We start from the raw sequence: 26,406 nt of genomic DNA on the forward strand, positions 1-26,406 counted from the left end.
GCCTGCCCGTGTTTCATTCACAACTTGATTGGCTGAATACGCTGAAACCCAATTTTAAAGTATTGCCGTTAAAAGAACGCCTACTTTGTGGTTTGGGCGCATTATTGGGTTTGGCATTGTCTTCCTTGATCAGTTGGTGGGTATTGGGCGATATTAACGCATGGTATATCGCGCCAATGGGTGCATCTTCAGTGTTGTTGTTTGCTGTGCCTGCCAGTCCTTTAGCGCAGCCGTGGAATATTGTAGTTGGGAACAGCATTGCAGCAATTATGGGCGTGAGCTGTGCTTTATATATTCCAAATTTAACAGAAGCCTTTAGTGTGGCAGTGGCTTTATCTATTTTCTTGATGATGACCACCGATTCGCTGCATCCACCGAGTGGGGCAGTGGCCATTACCGCAGTGCTTGGCGGAGATGCCGTACGTGAACTGGGTTATCACTTTATCTTTTATCCTGTGCTGCTCAATTCAGTTTTGCTGCTGGTGATTGCAATCGTATTTAACCGCATGATTGGCAAGCCTTATCCTCAAACGCCACAGTTGAATCAACGTACCCAAGACCCAACGCCTACTCAAAAAGCCACTATTCAGCCGCAAGATATTCAAGATGTTTTAGATGCACAAACCCAGTTGCTAGATATTAGTGAATACGACTTACAAAAAATCATCTTAGAAGCACAGCACAAAGCCAGTGAACGACAAACTCAAGCACTGACTTGTGCTGATATTATGAGTAAAGATGTGATTACCTTGCAGCAGGATGATGATATCCAGCTCGCGCTGGACAAGTTCAAGCAGGTCAATTTAATGAGCTTGCCGGTGGTAAATGCCGAGCAGCAACTGGTCGGCACATTGGCGCTATATGAAGTGGTGGAATGGTTTAAACATGCCACCGATGTGCGGATGTCATGGCAGCATCAGGTCAAACACATTATGAACCGCAAGGTGGTGACGGTAAAACCACATCAGAGTATTGCCGATCTGGTCCCGTATTTTGTGGAACGCTCGTTTAACTATATTCCGGTGGTGGAACAACAACAGCTGGTCGGGATTATTAGCCGCGCCGATATGATTGCCATCTTAAATCAACAGCTTGCTGTAAAGACGAATTGATTGATTTGTATTGTCGATGCGTATCCAAAAAGTGTCAATTCTGAAGCTACCAAACTGCTGTGACATTTTAAAATACATTGCAGGTTGAAAGGCAAAAAAAAGCTACGATGCTTGGGGGAGCAATCGTAGCGAAAAAGAAAAAACTGTGTAAATAAGGGGTATCTAAGAGTGAATCAGCGAACGATTAAAACCTATAAATCTTAGATGTGGTCAGTCTTTAAAATTTCAATACCGTTTATCGGTCTTGATCAGCATTGACCGTGCGTACAGGTCTTGTGTAGCCCTGAGTATAGTTTGCTGTATTCGACTGGTTTTGTTTAGGGATTACCAACCACAATACCAAATACACCAAAATGCCTGGAAAGGCAGCACTCATCACGGAAACAATCACAAAAATTAAGCGCAGTAAATTTGCGTTCCAACCAAAACGTTCAGCAATACCACCCATAACCCCAGCAATCATATTTGAGCGGTTTGAGCGATATAAACCAACATTGGCCATCTAATTCTCCTTGAGAGATCTAAAATTCAAAACAAATACACGCTGATGTTTAGCTTCACAGCACATCATCTGTATATAGAATAAAAATGGTGATGCACTTGGATTTTTTAAAGGGCGGTGGCAAAGCAATTAGTAAAGTTATGTAACTTTTGGTGTTGCTTAAACCAGCATCCACCTAAAATATTCACTAGAAGTCGGTGGTGGTTTTAGATGATATTTCAACATCAAGGAATGAGTTGAACATAGATTCAACGTTACCTGTAGCTGATTTGAGTACGACTAAAAGCTTCAATTTTTAAGGGAAAGTGTGTCATTGGCTAAATCATATATTTGTGTAGTCTCTGTGCTGAGCGGTATGCTATTACTAGGATGTGATGGATCACAACTTGAGCAAGCTGCAGGGCAAAAATATACAGAACAGGCAGAAACTAAAAGACTAACGGAAGTGGCAGGGCAGGCCACTGCACCCATGCAAACGGTTGCACCAGAACATCATATTCCCGAGAATCATCTGTCTTATGTGGGACGCTATACCACTCAGATCAGCTGTGAAGATAAGTTTGTTATGTGTGAACGCGGAACAGTCGATTATATTCTGACCTTATTGCCTGATGGGACAGCGCATCGTATTTTTGTCAATGCGGGGCAAATCAGTTACGACAATAAAAAACAATACGGCAAAGATTTATGGTTCTATGATGAAGACGCGCATCAAATTGTGGTGGCACGCGCCTCTGGGGTGAACTTTTACTATAATGTTGATCAAGACCATAATTTAATTATGGATAAAAACAAAATTGCGATTGCAACAGAAAATAATCGTGAATACTTTAAAAGCAATCCCTTACCTTCGCAAAACTATCATTTAATCAGAGCAAGTTAATTATTTGCTCATTCAATTCTTAGCCCATGAGTGAAAACTTTTGGGCTTTTGTTTTTGCATCAAGTTTTTATGTGGGATGTGTAAAGCATGATTTATCAATGATGGCACATCTTCTACAACTGAATTGAGCAAGGTGTAGTGGATAAAAAGTGTTAGTCAAACAGGGCAGAATACGGGAATTTTATAGTAAATTACGAAACTGCACGATCCACAGAACAGTGCTGTGATGACTGGTAATTTAAAGATGTCTTAGAAGGAATGGTGGGTCGTCCGCGATTCGAACGCGGGACCAACGGATTAAAAGTCCGCTGCTCTACCGACTGAGCTAACGACCCAAATGAGTAAAAATGATGATGACCATTTTTATGACGCAAGAGTGTAGTGTACTTTTACGTGATCCTTTCGGAAGATGGTGGGTCGTCCGCGATTCGAACGCGGGACCAACGGATTAAAAGTCCGCTGCTCTACCGACTGAGCTAACGACCCATCTAAGGTTGATCAAGGAAATGGTGGGTCGTCCGCGATTCGAACGCGGGACCAACGGATTAAAAGTCCGCTGCTCTACCGACTGAGCTAACGACCCTGAACCAGCAACCAAGCAAGCTTGATTGTAAAGTGCAAGAAAAACCTGAGGGTTTAAAGCACCACTTCGTTTGATGGAGCGTATTGTAGCAAGATATGAAGCGAGCGCAAGTAAAAAATAAAAAAGTTGCCTATGTTTGATTATAAATGCAACAAATTTATCGTATCTAATCAAAAAATAGGCAACGTGGTGGCTTAGAAGCGATATTGATACTGTTGAATATTGTCGTAAATTTCTTGGGTCAGTTCGCAATAAGCAGATTGGTTTGGCAATAACACTAGAATTTTTTCATTACATTGTTTTAAATCAAAACCTTGAGTTTTCAGGGTGTTCTTTTGGTATTTAAATGTGCCTGTGGTTTGCATTTGCTTTTGAATGCGTAAAAAAACGGGTACTGCATAAGCAGGCATGGCTTTTTTAAACTGCACGAGCATTTGACGCAAGTCGTATTCGTCTAACTGGCAGCCATCGTTTAATTTTATCGCGGCCATACCTGCACGACCATTGGTATGTGGAATTTCAACGCCATACACGACAGCTTCAGCAATTTTTTCATAGTCGCTGACAATATTTTCTACTTCTGTTGTAGATACGTTTTCACCTTTCCAGCGGAAGGTATCACCTAAACGATCTACAAACTGGGCGTGACGAAAGCCAATGTCGCGAACTAAATCACCAGTGTTATAATATGCATCACCTGATTTAAACACATTTTGCATCATCACCGCTTTGTTTTTTTCGGAGTCAGTGTAGCCATCAAATGGAGAGCGACGGGTGATTTTTCCAATCAATAAGCCGACTTCGCCTTTTTTGACTTTAATGCAGTTGCCTTTAGCGTCTCGTACAGGTTCATTTTTTTCTTTATCAAATTGAATGATGGCATAGGGTGTCGGTGAAAAACCAACTGTGTTGTCAAAGTTAAACACATTGCTAAAGCCTACATTGCCTTCGCTAGACGCATACAGCTCTAGAATTTCTTGAATGCCAAAGCGTGTTTTGAATTTGCTCCAAATATTAGGGCGCATGCCATTGCCAATCATTTTAGTTACGCGATGTCCCTGCTCTAAATCAGAAGCAGGTGCATCTATTAAATATCGGCACAATTCGCCTACATAGCCAATCGCTGAGGCATTAAATTTGTGTACATCTTGCCAAAAGCATGAAGTGGAATATTTTCTGCGGATGGCAAAGGTGGCACTGCCTGCAATTACGCCGCACCAGCACACTACAATACCAGTGGCATGGTACAGCGGCAGGGTACAGTACATCACATCATCCTGCTTTAAACCTAAGACATGACCATAGGTGCCATAAGCCAGCGTCCAGCGGCTATTGGTGAAAATCACTGCTTTAGGCAAGCCTGTGGTACCTGAGGTATAGATATAAAACAACCCATCTTTGCCCTGTACTGACTGTGTGGTGGCAGGGTTAAAGCTTGGGAATGATGCTATACATTGAGCTAAATTTTGAAAACCTCGGGGAGCTATGCCAGCATCTATACGGGTATTTTGATCTGCAAACCAGTGCAGGCGGTTTTCTGCAAGCTCAAGTTCTTGGCGAATATCGGCAACGGCTTGGCGACACTCTTCCCCTACAATGACGGCAATTGGTTTAACTAAATTAATGCTGTGCGCCAAAACTTTGGCGACTTGTGCGGTATTGACCAAAGCCGCGATAACGCCAATTTTTGCCAAGCCAATGACACTGGCAATTAGTTCAGGGCGATTTTCCAACATTACCGCAATGACATCACCTTTGCGTGCGCCAATGCTTAAATAATAATGTGCAATTTGGTTAGCCCATGCGTTGAGCTGCAAATAGCTGTACTGCTGATCTTCAAACATCAAGGCACAACCATTCGGGTTACGATGCACGGCTTTTTCAAACGCGAGACCTAAGCCTGCAGGCGTATTGGGTGTGCGTAAATAGGCTTGCTTTAACCCTGTGATCAGGTGGGGTACTTTAGTCATAAACTGCGGAATTTTTGCCGCAACATCCGTTAATCCAATTAAATCGCTTTTTGTCATCTGGTTCATAAGAATCCTGTTTTTGTCATCATCCGTTGCATCTGCACAGCATCGCGTCTTATTGTTTTGTAATCCCTTAGTCCTAGTGCAATCAACCTAATTTTTAGCTTTGTCAGATGTTTTTAGAAAAGATGTTAAAAATCAAAAACACATAACACCAAATTAGCTCGCTTAAATTTAAGTCAGCACCGCATTGGTTCTAAAGTAGCAAAAAAAATCCAGCCATTAAAATGACTGGATTTTTTTATTCCGCTGTAAAAGTGCGAATTACGACTCAGTTGGCGGAGTTACTTTTTTAGGTGGACGGCCACGTGGACGGCGCGGACGCGCAGTTTTCTCTTTTTCTGCTTTGTCCTGTTCAGACTCGGCAGTTTCGTGTGGGTCATCAGCTTCCAATTCCACTTGTACAGGCGCGACCACTTCAACGGCAGTTTCTTCTTGCGCTGCTGCAGTTTCAGTGACAGTTTGTACAAGGTCGTCGTGCGCGTTCAACTCTGGCTGAGTAGCTTCAGTTGTAGCCTCTGCTTCAGGGTTTACTTCTGTAGTTGTTTCGACTTCTGTGCTTAGCGCTACAGACGTTTCTACAGTAGAGTTTGCTTCTACAGATGCGTCGTTAGTTGCCACAACCTCAGTCGTTGGCTTTGCTGCAACTGTGCTTTCCGCTTCAGCCTTTTCTACTGCCTGTGCTTGCTTGGCTTGTTCCAAGGCTTGCTCAGCAGCTTGTTTGGCTAAACGACGACGTTCACGGGGATCATTTGCAACACGCTTATCTGACACAGGTTTTGGTGGTGTCAGATCTAAAACAGGCGCAGGTTCTGCTTCTGGTGCGGCTTTCGCAACTTCCACATCACGTGTGACAGGTTTTTTCTCTGCCACAGGCGTAGCTGTTGCAAGCGTTGCCGCATATTCATCGGTGAACTTTTGCAAAGCGCGATTGAACGTTGGAATTAAACCAAACTGTTCAATCAAAACTGAACAATCTTCACCATAAACGTGGCGAATCAGGCTACCAATGCTGTATTGCGCTAAAGTTGGCACCTGTGAAGGTGTTAACTTTGGTGCAGCTGCTTGCTGTGCTTGAGCTTCACGTTGCTGACGACGACGCTGACGCGGGTCATTGCTGGCACGTCTTGCAGGTTCAGTCGGCTGTGCTTGTACTTCCTCAGGTGCAGCTGTTTTTTCTGCAACAACAGGAGCAGCCTCTACCACAGTAACAGCTTGAGTTGGTTCAGCAACCGTTTCAAGCACAGTTGCTTCTACTGCTGTCACTGGTTCAGCCGCTACTGGTGCAGCATTCAATGCCACAATTTCAGTTTGAGCTTGATCGATATTCATCACCAAAGCCGTCGTATTGAACTCTTGACGCGGTGCGTCAATTAACTCCACTTTTGGCTGATTAGAAGCCACTGCCGTAGTCGTTGCTTGCTCATTCAATACGCTTGGGTCGCGGTGACGATTTGGGCGTTCTGGGCGAGGTTGGTTACGACGGTCACGACGTGGCACGTCATTTTGCTGCTGCTCATTGTTATTTTGAGCTTCTTGCTGCTGCGGTGCTTGGTCATTGTTGTGCTGACGACGAGAGTTGCGTTTGTTTTCACGCGCTTCCTGACGTTGCTCCTGACGCGACATTTGAACCACTTCTTCATGCACTTGATGTTGTTGATTGTCATGCTGAGTTTGTGGCTCACGTTGCTCTTTGTGCTTGTTATTGTTGTTGCTGTGACGCGGCTTTTTGTTGTTGTGACGTGGAGCTGGTTTGTCTTCACGTTCAGCAGATTTATCTGCAGAGTCACGTTCAGTTTTTTGTGCCACTGTCGATGGTGCAAGGTACACATTTTGACTGCTTGCAGCAGGGGCAGCAGATACAGTTGCAATTTGACCAAACTGACCACGGCTCACAGCACCGCTATTTACCATTTGCTCAATGGCTGCTGCCGCATTGTTGGCACTACGTGCTTGATCAATAGTGCTGGCTTGCTTTTGAACAAACAGATTTTCTAACCATGCACATGGGCTTGCAGCAGTTGTTGCTGCCGCAGGTGCAGGCTGCTGTTGTGCAGATGCTTTATTTTGCTGAGCTGCTTGTGGTTTTCTTGCAGAAGTTTTTTCTGCCGCAGGTGCAGCAGCGTGACTGTGCGATTGATCGGCTTCTTCTAAATGCCATTCAGAAGATTCATAACCCAACTCTTTTTCGCTTGAACGAGTTGCTTCAGTACGTTCATAGCTCGTTGGTGCGAAACCTTCAGGGTTATACGAAATTTCGTAGTGAGGTGTTTCCAAGTGTGGGTGTGGTAATACAGTTACACGCACATTTGAAGTTTGCTCAAGGTAAACCAAACTGTGACGTTTTTCATTCAGTAAGAATGCTGCAATTTCAACAGGTACTTCGACTTGAACTTCACCATGACGTTCACGTAAGGCAATCTCTTCTACTTTACGCATAATAGAAAGTGAAAGAGAGCGTAGGTCACGCACCATGCCTGTGCCATGACAGCGTGGGCAAACGTAGCCAGTCGCTTCTTCAAGTGATGGACGTAAGCGCTGACGGCTCATTTCCATTAAACCAAAACGGGATAATTGACCAAATTGAATACGTGCGCGGTCGCTTTGCGTTGCTTCACGCAGTTTCGCTTCAACCATACGTTGGTTACGGTCTTTAGTCATATCGATGAAGTCGATGACCACCAAACCACCGATGTCGCGTAAACGTAATTGACGCGCAATTTCTTCGGCTGCTTCAAGGTTGGTATTGAGCGCAGTATCTTCAACATCATGTCCACGGGTAGATTTTGCAGAGTTAATATCAATAGATACTAAAGCTTCTGTTTGGTCAATCACGATTGAACCGCCAGAAGGCAATTTCACTTCACGCTCATAAGCCGTTTGAATTTGGCTTTCGATACCAAAATGCGCGAATAGCGGCTCATTTAAAGTATAGGTTTTTAGCTTGTCTAACTGACGTGGCATCACGGCTTTGACGAAGTTATAGGCTTCGTTATAAGCTTGTTCTGAGTCAATTAAAATTTCGGCTACATCATCACGTAAGTAGTCACGAATTGCACGGGTGACTACACCTGCTTCTTGGTGTACCAACATTGGCGATGGGCCAGAGCTTGCGGTGTTTTGAATTTGCGCCCAAAGGTCAAGCAAGTGTTGTAAATCAAGCTGTAATTCTTCTTGTGAGCGACCAATGCCCGCAGTACGTACAATCACGCTCATGCCGCGTGGCACGTTTAAAGAAGCCAGCATTTCTTTGAGTTCTTCACGAACAGAACCTGAAATTTGACGGCTGATACCACCACCTTTCGGGTTATTTGGCATAAGCACCAAATAACGACCTGCCAATGAAATGAAGGTAGAGAGTGCAGCACCTTTGTTGCCACGTTCTTCTTTTTCTACCTGTACTAAAAGCTCAGTACCTTCAGTAATCAGTTCACGAATATTGGAAGTTTGGCGAGGGTCTGCTTTGTAATAAGAGTTTGCGATTTCACGCATAGACAGGAAGCCTTGGCGACCTGCACCGTATTCAACAAATACAGCTTCTAAAGATGGTTCTACACGAGTCACATGACCTTTGTAGATATTCGATTTTTTTTGTTCACGGGTACGATTTTCTAAATCAAAATCGTAAAGACGCTGACCAGTGACAAGTGCAACGCGAATTTCTTCGGCATGTGTTGCATTAATCAACATACGTTTCATGGGTGTAACACCTAATAGTGATACACAGCAAAAAATCGCTAGACACGTAGCGAACATCAAGCATCACGGATCAACTGCTCAGATCTCAAAAAAACAATTGTGGTCTGAGCTTTTTTTACCGGCCTTTTTGTGTGGGGCTGCGGTGTATGATTCACGTATTGATGATGGCAATACGGCTTTAACCTTTAAACGGATAAAGTCACCTGATCGCTTCACTGGCGGACGAGCGGTGTATTGGATGTGTGTAACTTTCACTGTCACATTGCTCGAAGATCATCCCTTCTTTTATAGATAGAGTGTCTTGATACGGAATTATCATCGTATCTTTACAAATTGTGCAGATCCAATACATCAAACGCTTTAGCCTGAAGTGGTTTTCAGGGTGCGACTAATCTGATGTGTATCAGTTTACGTTTAAAAACCAACTAGAGTTGGCGACATATTTTTTCAGGCAAACTGATTTATGTACCTGAGGTACAATTAAACGCAACAGTTTGCTTTTTTGCCGATATAATAAGCCTTCGGCGTCGGCATAATTCTTTTGGGACCTGCTCGTGTGTCGTGGGATGTTCGTTGATTACTTTATTTCAGAAAAGCCTGAAAAAATTCAACGTGAACCCACTGACGATGGTTTCCGTGCGCTGACTATATCAAACCTTGCATCATCTGCCTATGGGCTAAGCTTATGTTTCTTGTGTAAAGCATAGCCTAAATGATCAGTTTTTAATCAATTTTAGTATTTTATTAGGTCTCTTAACTGTATGAATTCTACCCAACAATGGCAAAGTGTCACTTGGTTTGAAGTGGATGAGCATCAAGCGGGTCAACGCATCGATAATTTTTTGTTTAGTCGTTTAAAAGGGGTGCCTAAAAGTCGCATCTATCGTTTGATTCGTGAAGGGCAGGTGCGGGTCAATAAAAAGCGCATTAAAGCAGAAACCAAACTGAATATTGGTGATCAAATTCGTGTGGCGCCTATTCGTTATGAGCAAAAAGATGAATCTGCTGCACCAGTATCTGACAAGGTCGCGCAAGGCCTGCTGGCACGTGTGATTTATGAAGATGAAGGCTTGATGGTGGTGAATAAACCTTCGGGCATTGCGGTGCATGGTGGTAGTGGCGTTGCGTACGGGTTGATTGAAGGTCTGCGTGCTGCCACAGGTAAAAAATATTTGGAATTAATTCACCGTATTGACCGAGATACTTCAGGCTTGGTGATGATTTCTAAAAAACGCAGTACTTTAAAAAACCTGCAAGATTTATTGCGCGAACATAAAATCCAAAAAACTTATGCTGCGATTGTCAAAGGGCAGGTGAGTTTGGATAAACAATTAATTGATGCGCCGTTACATCGTTATGAATTGGCGAATGGTGAACGTCGTGTACGTGTATCTAAAGAAGGCAAAGCGTCTAAAACCCAGTGGAATGTGGTCGAGCGTTTTATGCATGCGAGCTTGGTGTATGCTTCGCCGTTGTCTGGACGTACCCATCAAATTCGTGTGCATGGTTTAAGCATTGGGCATCCGTTGGTAGGCGATGATAAATACGGCCATCAAACTGAATATCGGGGTCCAGCACCACGTCGTTTGTGCTTACATGCCATGCGTTTGGAAATTCCAGGCTATCCTGTGATTGAAGCGCCTTTACCTGAAGATATGCAGAGTTTGGTGGCGCAGCTTCGAGCGCAAAAAGCGGATAAGCCGACAGCAGCACCTGAGCTTTAATTTCTGTAATTCTCTATTGTGTGATAGCAGTTCCCTTCTTTTTAAAGATGAGGAACATTGTTTCGCAAAAAGGAGATTAGGTTTTCAGGGGTAATTGACAGCCATAGTTAAAAATTTTTAATTAAAATTTTGGTTGTATAGGCTATGCCTTACTTTTCAAAGATGATGAGAGGCGCTGCTTCGTAAGACAAAAATCTTTTGTTTTGCTGATCGAACATCCTTGTGCCACACAGAAAAGGCAACATCCCTATCGCCCTTCGCGTATCGAATATTTGTTGTGATATATGTGCTGATTCTTGGTCGTTTTTCTTTTGGGTGTAGGTAAAACGAGGGAATTTAAAAGCTGAATCAAATCTAGGAACTTAATATGAATAAACCTGTAGAACTCATCATTTTTGATTGGGATGGCACCTTATTTAATTCCGTCGGTCAAATTGTGGCGAGTTTGCAGTTCGCAGCACAACAATTTCAGCAACCACTGACCGATGCTGCGGCCAAAGATATTATTGGTCTAGGACTGCCTGAAGTGGCACAGCGTTTATTTCCTGAAGTGCCAGAGCTGCATCAAGCGATTTTGCAGTGCTATTCAGAACACTATGTCGAACATTCAAAAAGCGATGCTTGGTTTGAGGGTGTGGCAGATATGCTAGATGAGTTGTCGGGTTTGGGGCTGAAACTGGCGGTAGCAACAGGCAAAAGCCGTAAAGGTTTAGATCGAGTGTTGGCACAAACCCAAAGTCAGGATTTGTTTGTAGCGACACGTGCTGCGAGTGAAACCAAATCTAAACCTGATCCTTTAATGTTGCAGGAAATTTTGAACAGTACCGATGTGCCAGTCGGGCAAGCGATTATGGTCGGCGACACTTCTTACGACTTAGAAATGGCACAAAACATTGCCATGCCGCGTGTGGGCGTGAGTTATGGTGTGCACAGTGTAGAAGTATTGCAACGTTATCAGCCTTTAACCATTGCGCATGATGTGCCGAGTTTGCATGAATTTTTAGTGCAGAAATATCATTTACATTTGGCGGGTTAAATCAACTAAAAACAATTAAGAAAAATTTTAAATTAGAGTAATTTGAAAAATTCCGGATTACTCTTTTTTATGTGCTTTTGAAACATCATAAAAAGGTAATACTTTTAGTCTAAAGATAGGATTAAGACATTTTAGGATTGCTGCAAATTACCGAGTCTATGACTCGGAAAATAATGAACCTGGCCTACAAACAACTTTGCGTGTTTAATACAAAAATAGATGAATAGCGATTGAAAAAGAAAATAAGTATTGGCACAAACTCGTTATTTTTTCGCTTCTTAATCAGTTTACATGCCTCTGAGCCGGATAGCTGATCGCATCTAGAATGTACACAAAGTGCTTGCTACATCAAGCAGTAAACACTTTTGAAAGATTGAATCAATGGGATTGGTTTTAGAATTATTGTTCGCGTTTGATGTCCGAATAGAACACACGCATAAGCAGTACCATAAATTGATGTACTGCAGCGGAATGGCTGTTTTTGCCGTAGCTGATGTATAAATCTAAGTGTGGAAGTTCTACATCAAGTGGGCGGACCACGGTATTATTCATGATCAGAGGGGCAATATAGTCTGGTAAAATAGTGCAGCCCAAGCCCATTCCAATCGAGTCTATATGAAATAAAATGTTGTCCGCCTTTTGGACAATATTAAATTCAATCCCGTTGGCTTTGGCAAAATCCAGAATTGTATGATGCAGGGTCTGTGACTGTTCTACAGAGGGAATAATAAAATCAATACCATTCAAAGCTTTGACAGGAATGCGTTCGTATTTTGCCAATGGATGATCTTTGGGCAAAATAAAAATCAGCGGTTCACGCAGCACAAACTGGCTTTCAATTTCATCACTATTGATATAGTGGTGACTAAAGGTGATGTCGAGTTCACCTTTTTTAATCCTTTTCATTAGCTCAGTGTTGTTTAAACTCAGCAATTCAATTTTTAAATCCGGGTTTTGCACGCGCAGATGTGGCAAGGTATACGGGAAGATTTTCATCTCTGCGACAGGAACAAAGCCAATACGCAGCATTTGCTGTTTGGCTTGCGATACCTGACGTGCCATAGCAACGGCTTTGTCCGCCTGCGCTAACGTTAGACGCGCCTGTTCTAAAAATACAGCACCTTCTTCGGTGAGCTCGACTTTACGTTTGGTACGGTTGAGTAGCTTAACACCTATATCTTCTTCTAAATCTTTAATTTGCTGACTCAGCGAAGGTTGAGCGGTATAAAGCTTAAGCGCCGCTCTACTGAAGTTGAGCTCTTCAGCTACCGTAATGAAGTAGCGAAGGTGACGTAATTCCATGGCGTCATTCCAAATATTAATTCAAAATATGTCTAACTATAGATTAATAAAAGCATAATCCATAAACAACTATGCGCTGAAAATTAGTGGGTCATTCACGAATTAAATAAATTTTCATCATGATGCAACGATTGAAATGCAAAATACAACATTGAATTAATCTATAAAAACTATGAATTGAAGGAAAAGATATTCCCTAAGCATCTCTAAAAACCATTATCCATCAAAAGTTGAGTCTATTTACTTTGTACTATTGTTGGTCACAGGAGAGCTTTTCATGAGTGGAAAATTGATGTGCGCGAAATCGATGTTTTAGTCGATGCAAAAAATGGACATATCACGCCATCTATGGCGCACAGCTATTTATTTACTTGGCCGCCAATTGTCTAAGCTCAGGTTTAATGGCGCTGATTTTAGGTGCGACCTTAAATAATCAATACATCGCATGAATGCGTTAATTGGTATTGCCGTGGTCATGTTTAGGGTTGTAATGTATTTCTGGAAAAAATGGCGCGAACCATATTTTGATAATTCTTATGTCCGCATTGATTTACCTGCGTTTAGGTTTTCTAAAGCCTCGTTGGTATGAGAGATAAATTTCCGATCTTTAGCCTGCTATCGATACGACATTTTTCTCAAAATAACAAAAACATAAAGGAAATTGTCTGCTTGATTTCGCTACTATGCGTGATAGAGTCAACACATGAACTAAAGCTGTGTTTTTTTCTGAACAGTTCAGAATAAAAAGCATCATGGCAGATGCGCTATATATGATTGGGCTTACATGAACAACGTGGAACAAAAGCATTTTCAATTGCCAACGGAAGCCTGTTGGTCGCATACTTGGCGTAAACCCAAGTTGCAGTTTTTGCCTTCAAATCATTATGATGGAGCGCAGTTTTTTAATCCGATTGAATGTCCCGAGGGGTGCAGCCAAATTGATTTATTAAAATGGTTGCTCAAACGCAAATCGAACACTTGGAATGTTAATCCGCAACAAGAAGCGCAGCAATTCTTTACAGCGCCACGTGCTTTACCTCAATTGCGTCCGCAGGCCAGTTTAGACGATTGGCAAGTTTGGTTTGTAGGACATGCAACTGTACTCATTCAAATTGGCCCGTATAACTTTTTGACCGATCCAGTCTGGGCAGAGCATGCTAGCCCAAAGCAGGGGCGAGGACCTAAACGTGCTTGTCCTGCAGGGATTGCACTGGAAGATTTACCGACCATTCATGCTGTATTGTTAAGCCATAACCATTATGACCATATGGATTTAGCCACCTTAAAATGGCTGAATCATCAATTTGCCATGCCTATTTACACAGGTTTGGGTAATGGTTGTTATTTGCCGCCTGACTTGCATGTGATTGAAATGGACTGGTGGCAATCGGCTTTGTTTAAAGAAATGAAAATAATCTACACTCCTGCTCAACATGGTTCGGGGCGTGGTGCACGTGATCAGAACATGGCGTTATGGGGCGGTTTTTCTATTTTGCATGGGCAAGACCATTGTTTTTTTGCGGGCGATACGGGTTATTCACCACACTTTAAAGAAATTCAAACCCGCATTGGTGCACCGCGCGTGGCACTTTTGCCGATTGGTGCTTATGAACCGCGCAATTTAATGCGTTACATGCATATGAATCCTGAAGATGCTTTTCAGGCGCATAAAGACTTACATTCCAAATGCTCATTGGCAATTCACTATCGAACCTTTGAGTTGACCGATGAAGGACGTGATCAGCCTGAGGCAGATTTGCATCAAGCCATGAAGCGTTCATCTAAATTAATGAATCCGTTTTATTGTATTCGTGAAGGCAAAAAATTAATTGTTTAGTCTTTTAAAAACTAGCTCTTAAATAAAAATGACACGCAACTTTTCACGTTCTGAAAAGTAGCAACGACAGATATAGAACACAAAGCCCCTATCGAGATAGGGACTTTGTTTTGATATTTGAAATACTTGTGTTTAGGTTGAATTGATCTTTGAGAACAAAGATTACAGTACGCCTGGCTGACCAAGTGCAGGGTCGCTGGCACGAGCTGCTTGTGCATCGGCAACGGTCATGCCTAGAGCTGCAGCAACGCCTTCCCCATAAGCAGGATCACATGCGTAACAGTTGCGAATATGACGATACTTAATAAAGTCTAATGCATCCCCCATCGCACGTGCCGTGTTATCAAATAGTGCCTGTTTTTGCTCAGGATTCATTAAATTTAACAATGCACGCGGCTGGCTGAAGTAGTTGCTATCGTCTTCACGATAATCCCAGAAATCTGCATCGCCACGAATTTTGAGTGGCGGTTCGCGGTATTGCGGTTGCTCTTGCCATTGGTGGAAGCTGTTTGGCTCATAGTGCGGCAAGCTACCATAGTTGCCATCCATACGACCCTGACCATCACGACGGTTTGAGTGCACAGGGCAGCGTGCAGCATTCACTGGAATTTGTGAATGGTTCACACCAACACGGTAACGCGCAGCATCAGCATAGTTGACCAAACGCGCTTGTAACATGCGGTCTGGCGAGTAGCTAATCCCCGGTACAAGGTTGCTTGGTGCAAAGGCAGCCTGTTCAACATCTTGGAAATAGTTTTCAGGGTTGCGGTTGAGTTCAAACTCACCTACTTCAATGAGTGGATAGTCACCTTTTGGCCAAACTTTGGTAAGGTCAAATGGGTGATAAGGGACTTTTTCTGCATCCAGTTCAGGCATGATTTGCACGAACAGCGTCCATTTCGGGAAATCACCACGTTCAATGGCGTTGTAAAGGTCGGTCTGGCTGCTTTCACGGTCACGACCAATCAATTCTGCTGCTTCAGCATCGGTTAGGTTTTGAATGCCTTGTTGAGTGCGGAAGTGGAATTTTACCCAGAAACGCTCATTGTTGGCATTAATAAAGCTATAGGTATGACTACCAAAACCATGCATGTGACGATAACCGACTGGAATACCGCGATCCGACATGACAATGGTCACTTGGTGGAGTGCTTCTGGCAGTAACGTCCAGAAATCCCAGTTATTGGTGGCGTCACGCAGATTGGTACGTGGGTCACGTTTAACTGCTTTATTTAGGTCAGGGAACTGACGCGGGTCACGGAAAAAGAACACGGGTGTGTTGTTGCCGACCAAATCCCAGTTACCTTCTTCGGTATAGAATTTTAAGGCAAAACCACGAATATCGCGCTCTGCATCGGCAGCGCCACGCTCACCAGCAACGGTAGAGAAGCGCGCAAACATTTCAGTTTTTTTACCCACTTCAGAGAAAATTTTAGCACGGGTATATTGGCTAATATCGTGAGTGACCGTAAAGGTACCAAATGCACCTGAACCTTTGGCATGCATACGTCGCTCAGGAATCACTTCACGCACAAAGTTGGCAAGTTTTTCATTCAGCCATAAATCTTGTGCAAGCAGTGGACCACGTGCACCTGCGGTCATACTATTTTGGTTATCTACAACAGGTGCGCCTGCATCGGTGGTTAAATGCGTCACAGGGCATTTTTTTATCTCTTGGCTCATCATTGTTCTCCATTATTGTGATCCTCATGTAGGGGGCTGCATTAGAAACTTATCTTCATAAAGCAAGCGGCCATGAACCGTTTTGTTGGTTTAAAAAATCAACTACAACACCACAATATCATGCAGATTGGGCTTTGTAGATGAAAGCTTTTCAAATCTCACCATTTTAATGTAAAACGATTTTATTGATTTCACAAATAGATAAATATGTTGCTTATGATTGGTATATTCGATTGTATTTTGTGAATTAAATAATCATTTTTTGCAGCATGAAATGTCTGAAACGCAGAGGCCTAGTTGCACAAACATTGGAAAGGGAGGCGCCCCGAACTGAGCCAAACTTAAGGTGTAACTTGGTTAAGTGATCAATCTAATTACGCAAATCTGTTGAGGACTGCTACACGTGCATACATCATCGAACCAAGTGTTGATATTTCCGCGATGAATGAGAGCTCGGTTATATCAAAACCAATGGTTGTAGGATAAAGTTTAGGTGTAGGCTTATTCATTTGAAAAATTATATTTTGAAAAAAACTTGGAAATAGGGGTATGCAACAAAGCTAGGTATTAATAAAAAAACGCGCCAATAATTTATTTATCTTCCATTCATCTTAACCCTATTGAGCAGAAATCGCTTGTAAAATGTGCAAAAAAGCTTATGATCGGCTTCCCAATTTAATATGCAACATTGGGGAGAGAGTTGTGACGTGCTACAGAATCAATTAGCTTGAATTTTCTCTTAACATCTCCATTTATAAAGAGTAGTGACACTACTCATTTCAATGATCAACCGAAAGGAACAGCGCAATGGCAAAGAAAAAACAGCCTGAGCTTATTCAGCATAATTTTGTAGCCAAGCACATGCACGAGGTGAACAAAAGTCAGGTTTTTGTAGACCGTAAGAAAAATGCCAAACGAGGCTATAGCAAACACAAACAAGGGCGATATTCCGATGATTATCGCCCTTGTTGTTTTTGGAGTGAATGGTGTGTTGCTTGAGGCTTAAACTAAGTTTTATGGAGATACGATACGTGTCGCCAGTTTCACCATATCGCCCAAGCCATGGGTTTTAAAATAATATTCCATCAGACTTTTTACCATCAGCGGATTATTCATTTTTAAGGCCTGATCTAACAAATGCTGTGCATCAGTCATCGGTACATGACAAATTGCTTTACGCACCCGCAAGATATTACTTGAGCTCATCGACAGGGTGTTAAAGCCCATAGCCATCAGAATTATCGCAGACAGTGGATCTCCCGCCATTTCGCCACAAACGCTCACAGGCTTGTCATATTTATGACATTCTTTCACCAAGCGGGTTAAGGCGCGCAGTACTGCAGGATGAAAGTGTGAATAGACATTGGCCACGCGCGGATTGTTACGATCTACTGCCAATAAATACTGGGTTAAATCGTTTGACCCCACCGAGAAAAAATCCACCAACGGGGCAAATTCATCAATTTGCAGCAGCACACTCGGCACTTCCACCATAATACCAATTTTCGGTTTGGTGATTTTGACCTGTTCTTCTTCCTGCACTGCTTGCAAGTCACGATCTAGCAAATACAAGGCTTCTTCAACCTCGCTGACACTGGTGATCATTGGCAGCAAAATATGCAGATTATTCAAACCAATACTGGCTTTGAGCATGGCACGAATTTGCGAAGAAAAAATTTCAGGATGATCTAGCGTGAAGCGAATCCCGCGCCAACCCAAAGCCGAGTTTTCTTCTTCAATCGAAAAGTACGGCAAGTCCTTGTCTGCGCCAATATCTAGTGTACGCATTACCACAGGTTTGTTGGCAAAGTGACTGAGTTGTTGGCGGTAAATGGCACGCTGTTCTTCTTCACCCGGAAAACGATCACGTAGCATAAATGGAATTTCAGAACGATATAAACCAACGCCTTTGGCACCGCGTTGTACGCCACGCACCACGTCAATCATTAAGCCCGTATTGACATACAATTTTACCGCTACGCCGTCAGGGGTAATGGCATCTTTGGTTTCATATTGTTTGAGGTCTTTGGCAATCTGTTCTTCTTCTTTTTGAATTTCTTTATAGCGCGTCCGCATGCGACGTGGCGGGTTGATAAACACCCGCCCTTGATGCGCATCTACAATCATTTCCACATCGTCTAGGCTGTTGATGGGCAACTCAGTCACGCCAACTACAGTTGGAATACCCAAAGCGCGTGCCACAATCACCATGTGTGAGTTCATCGCGCCTTCGGTGGTGACAATTGCAGCAATTTTATCGACAGGCAGTTCTACCAAAGCTGCGGTGGAGATTTCTTCACCAATTAAAATACTTTCATCGGTCAGTTCGCGGTGACTGGCATCGGCTTCTTGTAAAGAGGCGAGAATACGACGCCCTAAATCTTTCAGGTCAGAAACACGTTCGCGTAAATAGTCATCTTCCATTTGCGAAAATAGGGCAATGTGATTTTCAATCACAATACGCACTGCACCTTGTGCCCAGTTACCTTCACGAATCAGTTCTTTAATTTCTGCAGGCAGGGCATTTTCATCTAGCATACGCAGGAACACACTGAATAAAGCGCGTTCTTCTGCCATTAAAGCATCCTGCATTTTATCATCTAGCGCCTGAATTTCTTGACGTACTGCATCTAGTGCATTGTCCAGTAAAGTCAGTTCTTCACTAATGTCATCGGCTTCACGGTCAGGTACAGCGGCTAAATCTGCAGGAGGATACAGAATTACCGCGCGGCCGATTGCAATTCCGCCTGAGCCCGATACGCCCTGAAAGGTTTTATAGGCAGGTAGATTGTTGGGTTTGCGGAATACATCAATATTGCCCACAGCATGCGCATGTGCAATGACACCAGAAAGCTGGGCGCAGAGCGTCACTAAAAAAGACTCTGCCGCTTCAGAAAAGTCTTGTTTATCCTTGTTTTGCACCACAAGAACGCCCATCACTTTACGACGATACATGACAGGCACGCCAAGGAAGGAATTATAAATTTCTTCGCCTGTTTCGGGTAAATACATGAAGCGTTCGTGTTTGGGCGCATCGTTTAGGTTGACAATTTCTTCACGTTGTCCGACTAAACCGACCAAACCTTCACTGGTATGTAATGACACATGCCCCACGGACTCAGGATTTAAACCCTTTGACGCCATGAGCAAGTAACGTTGATTGCGTTCATCTAATAGGTAAATAGAGCAGACATCCACATGCATGGCTTCTGCGACCTGATTTACCATAATATCGAGTGATTCATGCAAACTGGTGGACGCATTGATTTCTTGTACAATGCGTCTAAGGGTATCCAGTTGCATGTTCGACATACGCGCTACTCCATATTCTAATCAATGATTTGAGGTCAGTTTTACACCACAGATGACCCTATAACAATAAGCTAAAAAATCTACATCTTCATGCAAATTTTAAGGTTTTTTCAGGGGCAATTGATTGCACAATTCCACCATCGCTTTACGGTAGACGTCACGTTTAAAATTGACGACCTGACCAAGCGGATACCAGTAACTGACCCATTGCCATTGATCAAATTCGGGTGGGTCGGACAAATTCAGCCGAATATGATGCGCTGACGCTGTCAGTTGCAATAAAAACCACTTCTGTTTTTGACCAATACATACGGGATCCGAATCCGTGCGTATATACCGATGTGGCAAACGATAACGCAGCCAACCTTTAGTTTGCGCGATAACTTGGACGTGTTCGGGCAGTAAGCCAACTTCTTCTCTCAGCTCACGATAAAGTGCCTGTTCAGGGGTTTCTCCATATTGGATACCTCCTTGCGGAAATTGCCATGCATTGTGACCAATGCGTTTTGCCCATAAAACTTGTCCAAACTCGTTTGCCAAAATGATCCCGACATTGGGTCGGAAACCTTCTGAGTCGATCATTTGGCTACCTAAATATTGTTTAATTTATGACTTTGCACTCGGGGATGATGATTTCTTTTCTCCAACTCGAAAACGCAAAGTGTAAATAATGTTAAAATTGCTATGATCTTAACGAATTTCTATCGACTAGCGGAGATAGATTTACAATTTTTTTCTTAAATTTCAGTTTTTACGAGTATTTTCATGAAATTGGCGCTATTTGATCTCGATCACACCTTGTTAAATACTGATTCAGATCATTCTTGGGGTGAGTTTTTGGTAAGTGAAGGCTTGGTCGATCCTGTTCGCCATCGCGCCATGAACGACAAGTTTTATGAAGACTACAAAGCAGGGCAACTCGACCCAATTGCATATAACGAATTTGTATTTGAGTTTTTAACCCAGCACGACAATCAGTACCTCACAGATTTGCATGAATTATTTATGCAAAAGGTGATTCGTCCACAAATGCGCCCTGAAGGGTTTAAAGCGATTCAGCGTCATCAGGCTTTAGGACATGAATTGGTGGGCATCACCGCAACTTCTGACTTTATTACGGCACCTATTTTTCGTGAATTTGGCATTACTGAAATTATTGCCACCAATGCGGAAGTGGTCGATGGTAAATATACAGGCAAGGTAATTAATACCGCATGTTACCAACAAGGCAAATTGGTACGTTTGGAGCAATGGCTTGCAGGGCGTGAAGTGACAGAATCTTGGGCATATTCAGACTCGATTAATGATCGTTTCTTGTTGGAATATGCAGATCACGCGATTGCTGTAAATCCTGATGCACGTTTACAGGCTTTGGCGGAAGAGCAAGGGTGGGATGTGCAGGATTGGTCAATTTAAGTCTGAATTTTTTGAGGCATTGCTACTTTGACTTTTACTAGCTTATTGATTTGTTTTTTTGTTTATTGCAATGTTGGATTATGTCATTCATTTTTAGAATAGGCATGCTAAGGTAAGGCAAGAATTAAATACGATCAGGAGTGAAAAAATGAGTGGTGTACGCCCAAGAATGACACATTTATTTGAACAACTGGGTTTGGATGCCAGTGAAGCTGCAATTCAGCAATTTATTGAAACGCATCAACTGAATGCAGAAACAACAATTGCCGAGGCAGAATTTTGGACGGAAGCACAGCGTCAGTTCATCGTCGAAAAAATCAAATCGGATGGTTCATGGGCAATAGTGGTAGATCAATTGAATGAATCTTTGCATGAAGATTCGGTGAATCGTTAAGATTACACTTGCCCTAAATTAAGCCAATAAAAAACACCCTCAGTACAATCGTATCTGAGGGTGTTTTCATTCCAAAAAACGATTAATCTTTTAGTGTTTCATCATCTCAATCAATTCTAAAACAGCGCGTGATTGCGTCCGGCCAGGATGCCATACCATGCCCAATTGACGGTTCATTTCCAAGTCAATATCTAACTGTTGTAACTCCTGATTGACCAACGTTTTAGGTAAAACAGACCATCCCAAACCAATTGACACTAACATCCGAATTGATTCTAACGGATTGTTGCTCATGGTAACTTTGGGTTTGACGCCTTGCTTTTCAAATTCTGCCAAAGTGATTTGACTGGTATAAGTTTGCGCGGCAGGCAACAAACTTGGGTAGGCGAGTAAATCGGTCAATTGCAGGTTTTTCTGATGTGCAAGCGGATGAAAAGGTGCGACCACAAACACTAATGGATCATTCCAAATGGTGACATAAGACAGACGTTCATCTAATTTTGGTGGTAAGGTCAGAAAAGCCAGTTCTAAATCACCCGCCAAAACTTGTTCATGTGCCTGTTCAGAATCGACAAAATGCACATCTAGCGTGACGTTGGGAAATTCCTGTACATATTCACGCAAATGATCGGGTAAATGATGCAAACCAATATGGTGACTGGTGCCAATTTTCAGTTTGCCTTGAACCTGTCCTTGCTCATGACTGAGGGTGTGGTGAATATCGCCGAGTTCATTCAGCCAGTTTTTGACTTTAGGCAATAATGAATGTGCTGCATGCGTGGCTTGCACCCCACGACCTGCCGACTCAAACAGCTTCACGCCAAAATAGCCTTCTAAGCTGTGAATGCGTTTGGTCACCGCAGGTTGGGTAATAAATAACTGATCTGCTGCCAAAGAAATAGAACCTGTTTCCATGACTTTTACAAAGGCTTCAAAGGCTGCAAGATTCATTTGAACCATCCATAAAGATTTTTTATTACTGTGTTTATTATTTAGAAAAAATTAGAATTAATCAAAACAAATTCTACTTATTTTGAAACTATGCTGTCGGGATGATCTAATCGATATACAGTAAAGATAAAAAAGATCATCGTGGACCGTAACCATGATGATCTCAAATTGAAATGGAATATTCACAAACAGAATCTTTAAAGCCGTTAAGCGATAATTTTAGAATCTTGTTTTTGTGCTTTCTTTTCCCAAATGCGCTCGTGAATGAAATACGCTACAGCTTGTACTGTTGGTTCGACCAAACTTAAGGTAATGGCCATCCAAATATTGCCTGTGACTATATAACCGACCACCATCGCCACGGTGATGTGCATGATGTAGTAGCTTAAAGTTTTTTTGAACATCCGTTGATTGTTGGTGACAAATTTTTGAATATGACTCATGTGAATACTCCTTATGCTGCTTTGATCGTTTTCTGTGTGGATAGCTAAAGGATAATCATTCTTATTTAATTTGTAAAAGCGAATAATTTTGTAATTTTAATTGGAAAATTAGATTTTAATAGTAAGATTACAAGGTCAAGATTTTAAGCATCTATTCAGTTTTGCTTATAGGCATGTTGTAATCAATCAATAAAAATTATTTTGCTTGAAAGAATAAAGGGTCTGCTGACATTTCATAAATGGCTTGCGCTGTAGGCTAAAACTGAGTAGATCAGGCATGAAATGCAGGGAATAGCGAGACTATTGCCAAGTTTCATAACGCAATCTGAGAAAGTTTTAGCCACATGAGCAAAAACAAAGCATTGCTTTGTTTGCTGCGCAAGGGGACAAGCATATTTTTTGCTGCTATTGCGTTATGAGTCAGTCATTTAGAATGACTAAATTTCCTGCCTCATGCCTTATATCAGCTAAAAAATATGCATTGTCGCAAACATAGACGAAGTGTCAATAGACCCTAAAAATTCCTAAAAGTTTTTAAATTAATAAAAATGATAAATTAGATTTATACAAATTCGCGGTTATAATCAAATTAATGAAAAAATTACCCAGTCCAGTGGAGTAGATCTGACATGGCAGGCGAAAACCAACAAGCACAAAATCCAACTGCAAAAACTTTGTATGACAAATTGTGGGATGATCACTTGGTCACTCAACGTGATGATGGCTCGGCTTTATTGTATATCGACCGTCATTTATTGCATGAAGTGACTTCTCCACAAGCCTTTGAAGGTTTGCAACTTGCAGGACGTAAACCGTGGCGTTTAAGTGCCAACGTGGCAACGCCTGACCATAACGTACCAACGTCAAAGAAAGAACGTGCGGACGGTATTGCGGGTATTGAAGATGATACTTCACGTATTCAGGTACAAACTTTAGATGACAACTGTAAAACCTTTAATGTGGTGCAGTTTGACATCAACGACATCCGTCAGGGGATTGCGCATGTGGTTGGGCCTGAGCAGGGCTTAACTTTGCCAGGTATGACCGTGGTTTGTGGTGACTCACATACTGCGACTCACGGTGCATTTGGGTGTTTGGCGCATGGTATTGGGACGTCTGAAGTTGAACACGTATTAGCAACCCAATGCTTGGTTCAAAAGAAAATGAAAAACATGCTAGTGCGTGTAGATGGCAAATTAGGTCAGGGTGTTACACCTAAAGATGTCGTTTTGGCGATCATTGGTAAAATTGGTACTGCAGGCGGTACAGGTCACGCGATTGAGTTCGGTGGTCAAGTGTTCCGCGATATGTCGATTGAAGGCCGTATGACAGTATGTAACATGGCGATTGAAGCAGGCGCGCGCGTGGGTATGGTGGCTGTGGATGACAAAACCATTGAATACGTGAAAGGTCGTAACTATGCACCAAAAGGCGAGCAATGGGATGCTGCAGTTGCTTACTGGAATACTTTACATTCAGACGAAGGTGCACACTTTGACACCGTAGTGGTATTACAAGGTGAAGAAATTGAGCCGCAAGTGTCTTGGGGAACTTCACCTGAAATGGTGATTCCAGTGTCACAAGCCGTACCAACTTTAGAACAGGCGAAAGATGACGTACAGCGCAATGACTGGACGCGTGCTTATCAATATATGGGCTTAACTGCAGGTCAGTCTTTGGCAGATATTCAATTAGACCGCGTATTTATTGGCTCATGCACCAACTCGCGTATTGAAGATATTCGTGCAGCCGCTGAAGTGATTAAAGGTCGTAAAGTTGCAGCAAGCATTAAACAGGCGATGGTGGTTCCGGGTTCTGGTTTAGTTAAGCAACAAGCGGAACAAGAAGGCTTAGACAAAGTGTTTGTAGAAGCAGGCTTTGAATGGCGTGAACCAGGTTGTTCAATGTGCTTGGCAATGAACGCAGACAAATTGCAACCGGGTGAACACTGTGCATCGACTTCAAACCGTAACTTTGAAGGTCGTCAAGGTAACGGTGGTCGTACCCATTTGGTGAGTCCAGCAATGGCAGCTGCGGCAGCAATCGCAGGTCATTTTGTAGACGTACGTTCATTCTAAGTTATGCCCTCATCCCAGCCTTCTCTCAGAGAGATGGCGTTCCCTCTCGCTATAGCAGAGGGCAAGGGAGAGGTTACGGATTCAGTGAGAATTAAACATGAAAAAATATACCGTTGAACAAGGTATCGTTGCACCATTAGACCGTGCCAATGTCGATACAGACTTAATCATTCCAAAACAGTTTTTGAAATCGATCAAACGCACTGGTTTTGGCGATAACTTATTTGATGAATTGCGTTATTTAGATGAAGGTTATCCGGGTCAGGACAATTCAAAACGTCCGATTAATACTGAGTTTGTGTTGAATCAGCCACGTTATCAAGGTGCTTCAATCTTAATTTCACGTGCCAACTTTGGTTGTGGTTCAAGCCGTGAGCATGCACCTTGGGCATTGAATGAATATGGTTTCCGTACCGTTATTGCACCAAGTTTTGCCGACATTTTCTTCAATAACTGCTTTAAAAACGGCATGTTGCCTGTGATCTTGTCTGAAGAGCAGGTCGAGCAATTGTTTCAAGAATGTGCGGCAACAGAAGGTTATCAATTAACCATCGACTTGGAAGCGCAAGAAGTACGCACACCAAGCGGTACGGCATTTAAGTTTGAAGTAGATCCATTCCGTAAACACTGTTTATTGAATGGTTTGGATGATATTGGCTTAACATTACAAGCAGCCGATGACATTCGTGCTTATGAAGAGAAAACCAAGCAGTCGCGTCCGTGGGTTTTTGCCGAAATTCAGGCATAAATTCGCTGAAATTTGTCATAGCATCGCTGCCTAACTCTTGCTAACATCGGCACATAATAATTTTTATATTTTGTATCTAACAGGTGAGGTTAGGGGCGAATAATGACTAAAATTTTCGGTCGGCTTGCTGTCATTGGATTATGTATCACTACGCTAAGCGCATGCCAAACGTGGAATACAGCACGCATTAAACAGGTGAAAGAAACTGAACAAAGCAAATCCAATGCGCTGATTTACTGTGCGGGTACAGATAATTGTGAGTTTGAGCGTTTAAATACGGTCACCATTGTCGATGCAGAAAAACATCGTGTTACACGTGCTGCCATTCAAGAGGGTTTGGTGCGTTTACAGGAATCATCCTTAAATAAATCCAATGCCTTGTATTTATCTGTACCGCCTAAACAACATGAATTGGTGATTCGCTTTTATCCCATTTCTAAAGATCGTGCAGAAAAATTGCATGTGATTCATAAGTTTAATGCCAAGCAAAAATATACTTTTAGAATGTATCGTGACCGCAGTCGTAGTAAAGGCAGCTTGTTAAATGTGTCTGCGCCAGATCCTTTATGTGTAGATTTGGTGCAAAACAGCACAACTATTCGACGTTTTTGCAAACCCTACAATGTCTTAAATGGCTTGGGTGAGTTTGTAGAACAAAAAATTTAATCCCACA

The 26,406-nt window shown here is 42.6% G+C and carries 20 protein-coding genes, 3 tRNA genes and 1 pseudogene; 12 read left to right on the forward strand and 12 right to left on the reverse strand.

Features of this window, described 5'->3' with window-relative positions:
• Window positions 1–8 precede the first annotated feature (8 nt).
• Window positions 9–1,112, forward strand: a complete 1,104-nt coding sequence (locus tag K1T76_RS01860) for an HPP family protein (protein ID WP_230243957.1) — start codon at window positions 9–11, stop codon at window positions 1,110–1,112.
• A 235-nt stretch (window positions 1,113–1,347) separates the two neighbouring features.
• Here K1T76_RS01860 and K1T76_RS01865 read toward each other — a convergent pair whose 3' ends face one another.
• The gene (locus tag K1T76_RS01865; protein ID WP_230243958.1) at window positions 1,348–1,614 is read right to left on the reverse strand and encodes a PspC domain-containing protein; all 267 of its coding nucleotides are present in this window, start codon (window positions 1,612–1,614) and stop codon (window positions 1,348–1,350) included.
• 355 nt (window positions 1,615–1,969) lie between these two features.
• On the opposite strand from K1T76_RS01865, the gene K1T76_RS01870 reads away from it, so the two are divergent.
• Window positions 1,970–2,497 (forward strand): hypothetical protein, encoded by a 528-nt coding sequence (locus K1T76_RS01870; protein WP_230243959.1) that lies wholly within the window; start codon window positions 1,970–1,972, stop codon window positions 2,495–2,497.
• Between the two features lie 259 nt (window positions 2,498–2,756).
• Here the strand turns inward: K1T76_RS01870 and K1T76_RS01875 are convergent.
• The 5 genes from K1T76_RS01875 to K1T76_RS01895 form a co-directional block, all read right to left on the reverse strand.
• Window positions 2,757–2,832 (reverse strand) — tRNA-Lys (locus K1T76_RS01875).
• A gap of 75 nt (window positions 2,833–2,907) precedes the next feature.
• Window positions 2,908–2,983: transfer RNA gene (locus K1T76_RS01880), tRNA-Lys, on the reverse strand.
• Between the two features lie 21 nt (window positions 2,984–3,004).
• Window positions 3,005–3,080: transfer RNA gene (locus K1T76_RS01885), tRNA-Lys, on the reverse strand.
• 194 nt (window positions 3,081–3,274) lie between these two features.
• On the reverse strand, window positions 3,275–5,116 hold the full coding sequence (locus tag K1T76_RS01890) for a long-chain-acyl-CoA synthetase (protein WP_230243960.1): 1,842 nt from the start codon (window positions 5,114–5,116) through the stop codon (window positions 3,275–3,277).
• A gap of 258 nt (window positions 5,117–5,374) precedes the next feature.
• Window positions 5,375–8,809, reverse strand: coding sequence for an Rne/Rng family ribonuclease (locus K1T76_RS01895; RefSeq protein ID WP_230243961.1), 3,435 nt, complete (start codon window positions 8,807–8,809; stop codon window positions 5,375–5,377).
• Window positions 8,810–9,570: 761 nt separating this feature from the next.
• Between K1T76_RS01895 and K1T76_RS01900 the strand changes: the two genes are divergently transcribed.
• Together K1T76_RS01900 and K1T76_RS01905 are read left to right on the forward strand one after the other, a co-directional pair.
• On the forward strand, window positions 9,571–10,533 hold the full coding sequence (locus K1T76_RS01900; protein ID WP_230243962.1) for an RluA family pseudouridine synthase: 963 nt from the start codon (window positions 9,571–9,573) through the stop codon (window positions 10,531–10,533).
• 367 nt (window positions 10,534–10,900) lie between these two features.
• The gene (locus tag K1T76_RS01905; RefSeq protein ID WP_019836016.1) at window positions 10,901–11,569 is read left to right on the forward strand and encodes an HAD-IA family hydrolase; all 669 of its coding nucleotides are present in this window, start codon (window positions 10,901–10,903) and stop codon (window positions 11,567–11,569) included.
• 399 nt (window positions 11,570–11,968) lie between these two features.
• Here the strand turns inward: K1T76_RS01905 and hcaR are convergent, their stop codons facing one another.
• Window positions 11,969–12,871: a DNA-binding transcriptional regulator HcaR gene (gene hcaR / locus K1T76_RS01910; protein WP_070155332.1), complete on the reverse strand. Its 903-nt coding sequence runs from the start codon at window positions 12,869–12,871 to the stop codon at window positions 11,969–11,971.
• Window positions 12,872–13,269: 398 nt separating this feature from the next.
• Between hcaR and K1T76_RS15085 the strand changes: the two are divergent.
• Window positions 13,270–13,460: pseudogene (locus K1T76_RS15085) on the forward strand (hypothetical protein); the annotation flags it as partial.
• A 195-nt stretch (window positions 13,461–13,655) separates the two neighbouring features.
• Window positions 13,656–14,708, forward strand: coding sequence for an MBL fold metallo-hydrolase (locus K1T76_RS01915; protein ID WP_230243963.1), 1,053 nt, complete (start codon window positions 13,656–13,658; stop codon window positions 14,706–14,708).
• Between the two features lie 162 nt (window positions 14,709–14,870).
• On the opposite strand, the gene K1T76_RS01920 is transcribed toward K1T76_RS01915, so the two are convergent.
• Window positions 14,871–16,391 (reverse strand): catalase, encoded by a 1,521-nt coding sequence (locus K1T76_RS01920; RefSeq protein WP_230243964.1) that lies wholly within the window; start codon window positions 16,389–16,391, stop codon window positions 14,871–14,873.
• An 807-nt stretch (window positions 16,392–17,198) separates the two neighbouring features.
• On the opposite strand from K1T76_RS01920, the gene K1T76_RS01925 reads away from it, so the two are divergent.
• A complete protein-coding gene (locus K1T76_RS01925) occupies window positions 17,199–17,390 on the forward strand; it encodes a DUF7230 family protein (RefSeq protein ID WP_004976081.1) in 192 nt (63 codons plus the stop codon).
• Between the two features lie 15 nt (window positions 17,391–17,405).
• Here the strand turns inward: K1T76_RS01925 and ptsP are convergent, their stop codons facing one another.
• Window positions 17,406–19,703 carry a phosphoenolpyruvate--protein phosphotransferase gene (gene ptsP / locus K1T76_RS01930; RefSeq protein WP_230243965.1) on the reverse strand — a complete coding sequence of 766 codons (2,298 nt, stop codon included), beginning with the start codon at window positions 19,701–19,703 and terminating at the stop codon, window positions 17,406–17,408.
• Between the two features lie 99 nt (window positions 19,704–19,802).
• Entirely contained in the window at window positions 19,803–20,285 is a 483-nt protein-coding gene (locus tag K1T76_RS01935) for an RNA pyrophosphohydrolase (protein ID WP_004976084.1), read from the reverse strand.
• 183 nt (window positions 20,286–20,468) lie between these two features.
• On the opposite strand from K1T76_RS01935, the gene K1T76_RS01940 reads away from it, so the two are divergent.
• Window positions 20,469–21,119, forward strand: a complete 651-nt coding sequence (locus tag K1T76_RS01940) for an HAD family hydrolase (RefSeq protein ID WP_230243966.1) — start codon at window positions 20,469–20,471, stop codon at window positions 21,117–21,119.
• Between the two features lie 148 nt (window positions 21,120–21,267).
• On the forward strand, window positions 21,268–21,513 hold the full coding sequence (locus tag K1T76_RS01945) for a DUF2789 domain-containing protein (protein WP_070155340.1): 246 nt from the start codon (window positions 21,268–21,270) through the stop codon (window positions 21,511–21,513).
• Window positions 21,514–21,603: 90 nt separating this feature from the next.
• On the opposite strand, the gene K1T76_RS01950 is transcribed toward K1T76_RS01945, so the two are convergent.
• Together K1T76_RS01950 and K1T76_RS01955 are read right to left on the reverse strand one after the other, a co-directional pair.
• Window positions 21,604–22,464, reverse strand: a complete 861-nt coding sequence (locus K1T76_RS01950; RefSeq protein WP_019836009.1) for a LysR family transcriptional regulator — start codon at window positions 22,462–22,464, stop codon at window positions 21,604–21,606.
• Window positions 22,465–22,670: 206 nt separating this feature from the next.
• A complete protein-coding gene (locus K1T76_RS01955; RefSeq protein ID WP_019836008.1) occupies window positions 22,671–22,907 on the reverse strand; it encodes a DUF2061 domain-containing protein in 237 nt (78 codons plus the stop codon).
• A gap of 629 nt (window positions 22,908–23,536) precedes the next feature.
• On the opposite strand from K1T76_RS01955, the gene leuC reads away from it, so the two are divergent.
• The 3 genes from leuC to K1T76_RS01970 all read left to right on the forward strand — a co-directional run bounded on the left by leuC (window position 23,537) and on the right by K1T76_RS01970 (window position 26,399).
• Window positions 23,537–24,985, forward strand: a complete 1,449-nt coding sequence (gene leuC, locus K1T76_RS01960) for a 3-isopropylmalate dehydratase large subunit (RefSeq protein WP_019836007.1) — start codon at window positions 23,537–23,539, stop codon at window positions 24,983–24,985.
• A 97-nt stretch (window positions 24,986–25,082) separates the two neighbouring features.
• Window positions 25,083–25,733 carry a 3-isopropylmalate dehydratase small subunit gene (leuD, locus tag K1T76_RS01965; protein WP_019836006.1) on the forward strand — a complete coding sequence of 217 codons (651 nt, stop codon included), beginning with the start codon at window positions 25,083–25,085 and terminating at the stop codon, window positions 25,731–25,733.
• A 102-nt stretch (window positions 25,734–25,835) separates the two neighbouring features.
• Window positions 25,836–26,399 (forward strand): hypothetical protein, encoded by a 564-nt coding sequence (locus tag K1T76_RS01970; RefSeq protein ID WP_019836005.1) that lies wholly within the window; start codon window positions 25,836–25,838, stop codon window positions 26,397–26,399.
• Window positions 26,400–26,406: the final 7 nt, after the last annotated feature.

Source organism: Acinetobacter sp. PW68, assembly GCF_020982655.1.
Lineage (GTDB): Bacteria > Pseudomonadota > Gammaproteobacteria > Pseudomonadales > Moraxellaceae > Acinetobacter > Acinetobacter towneri_A.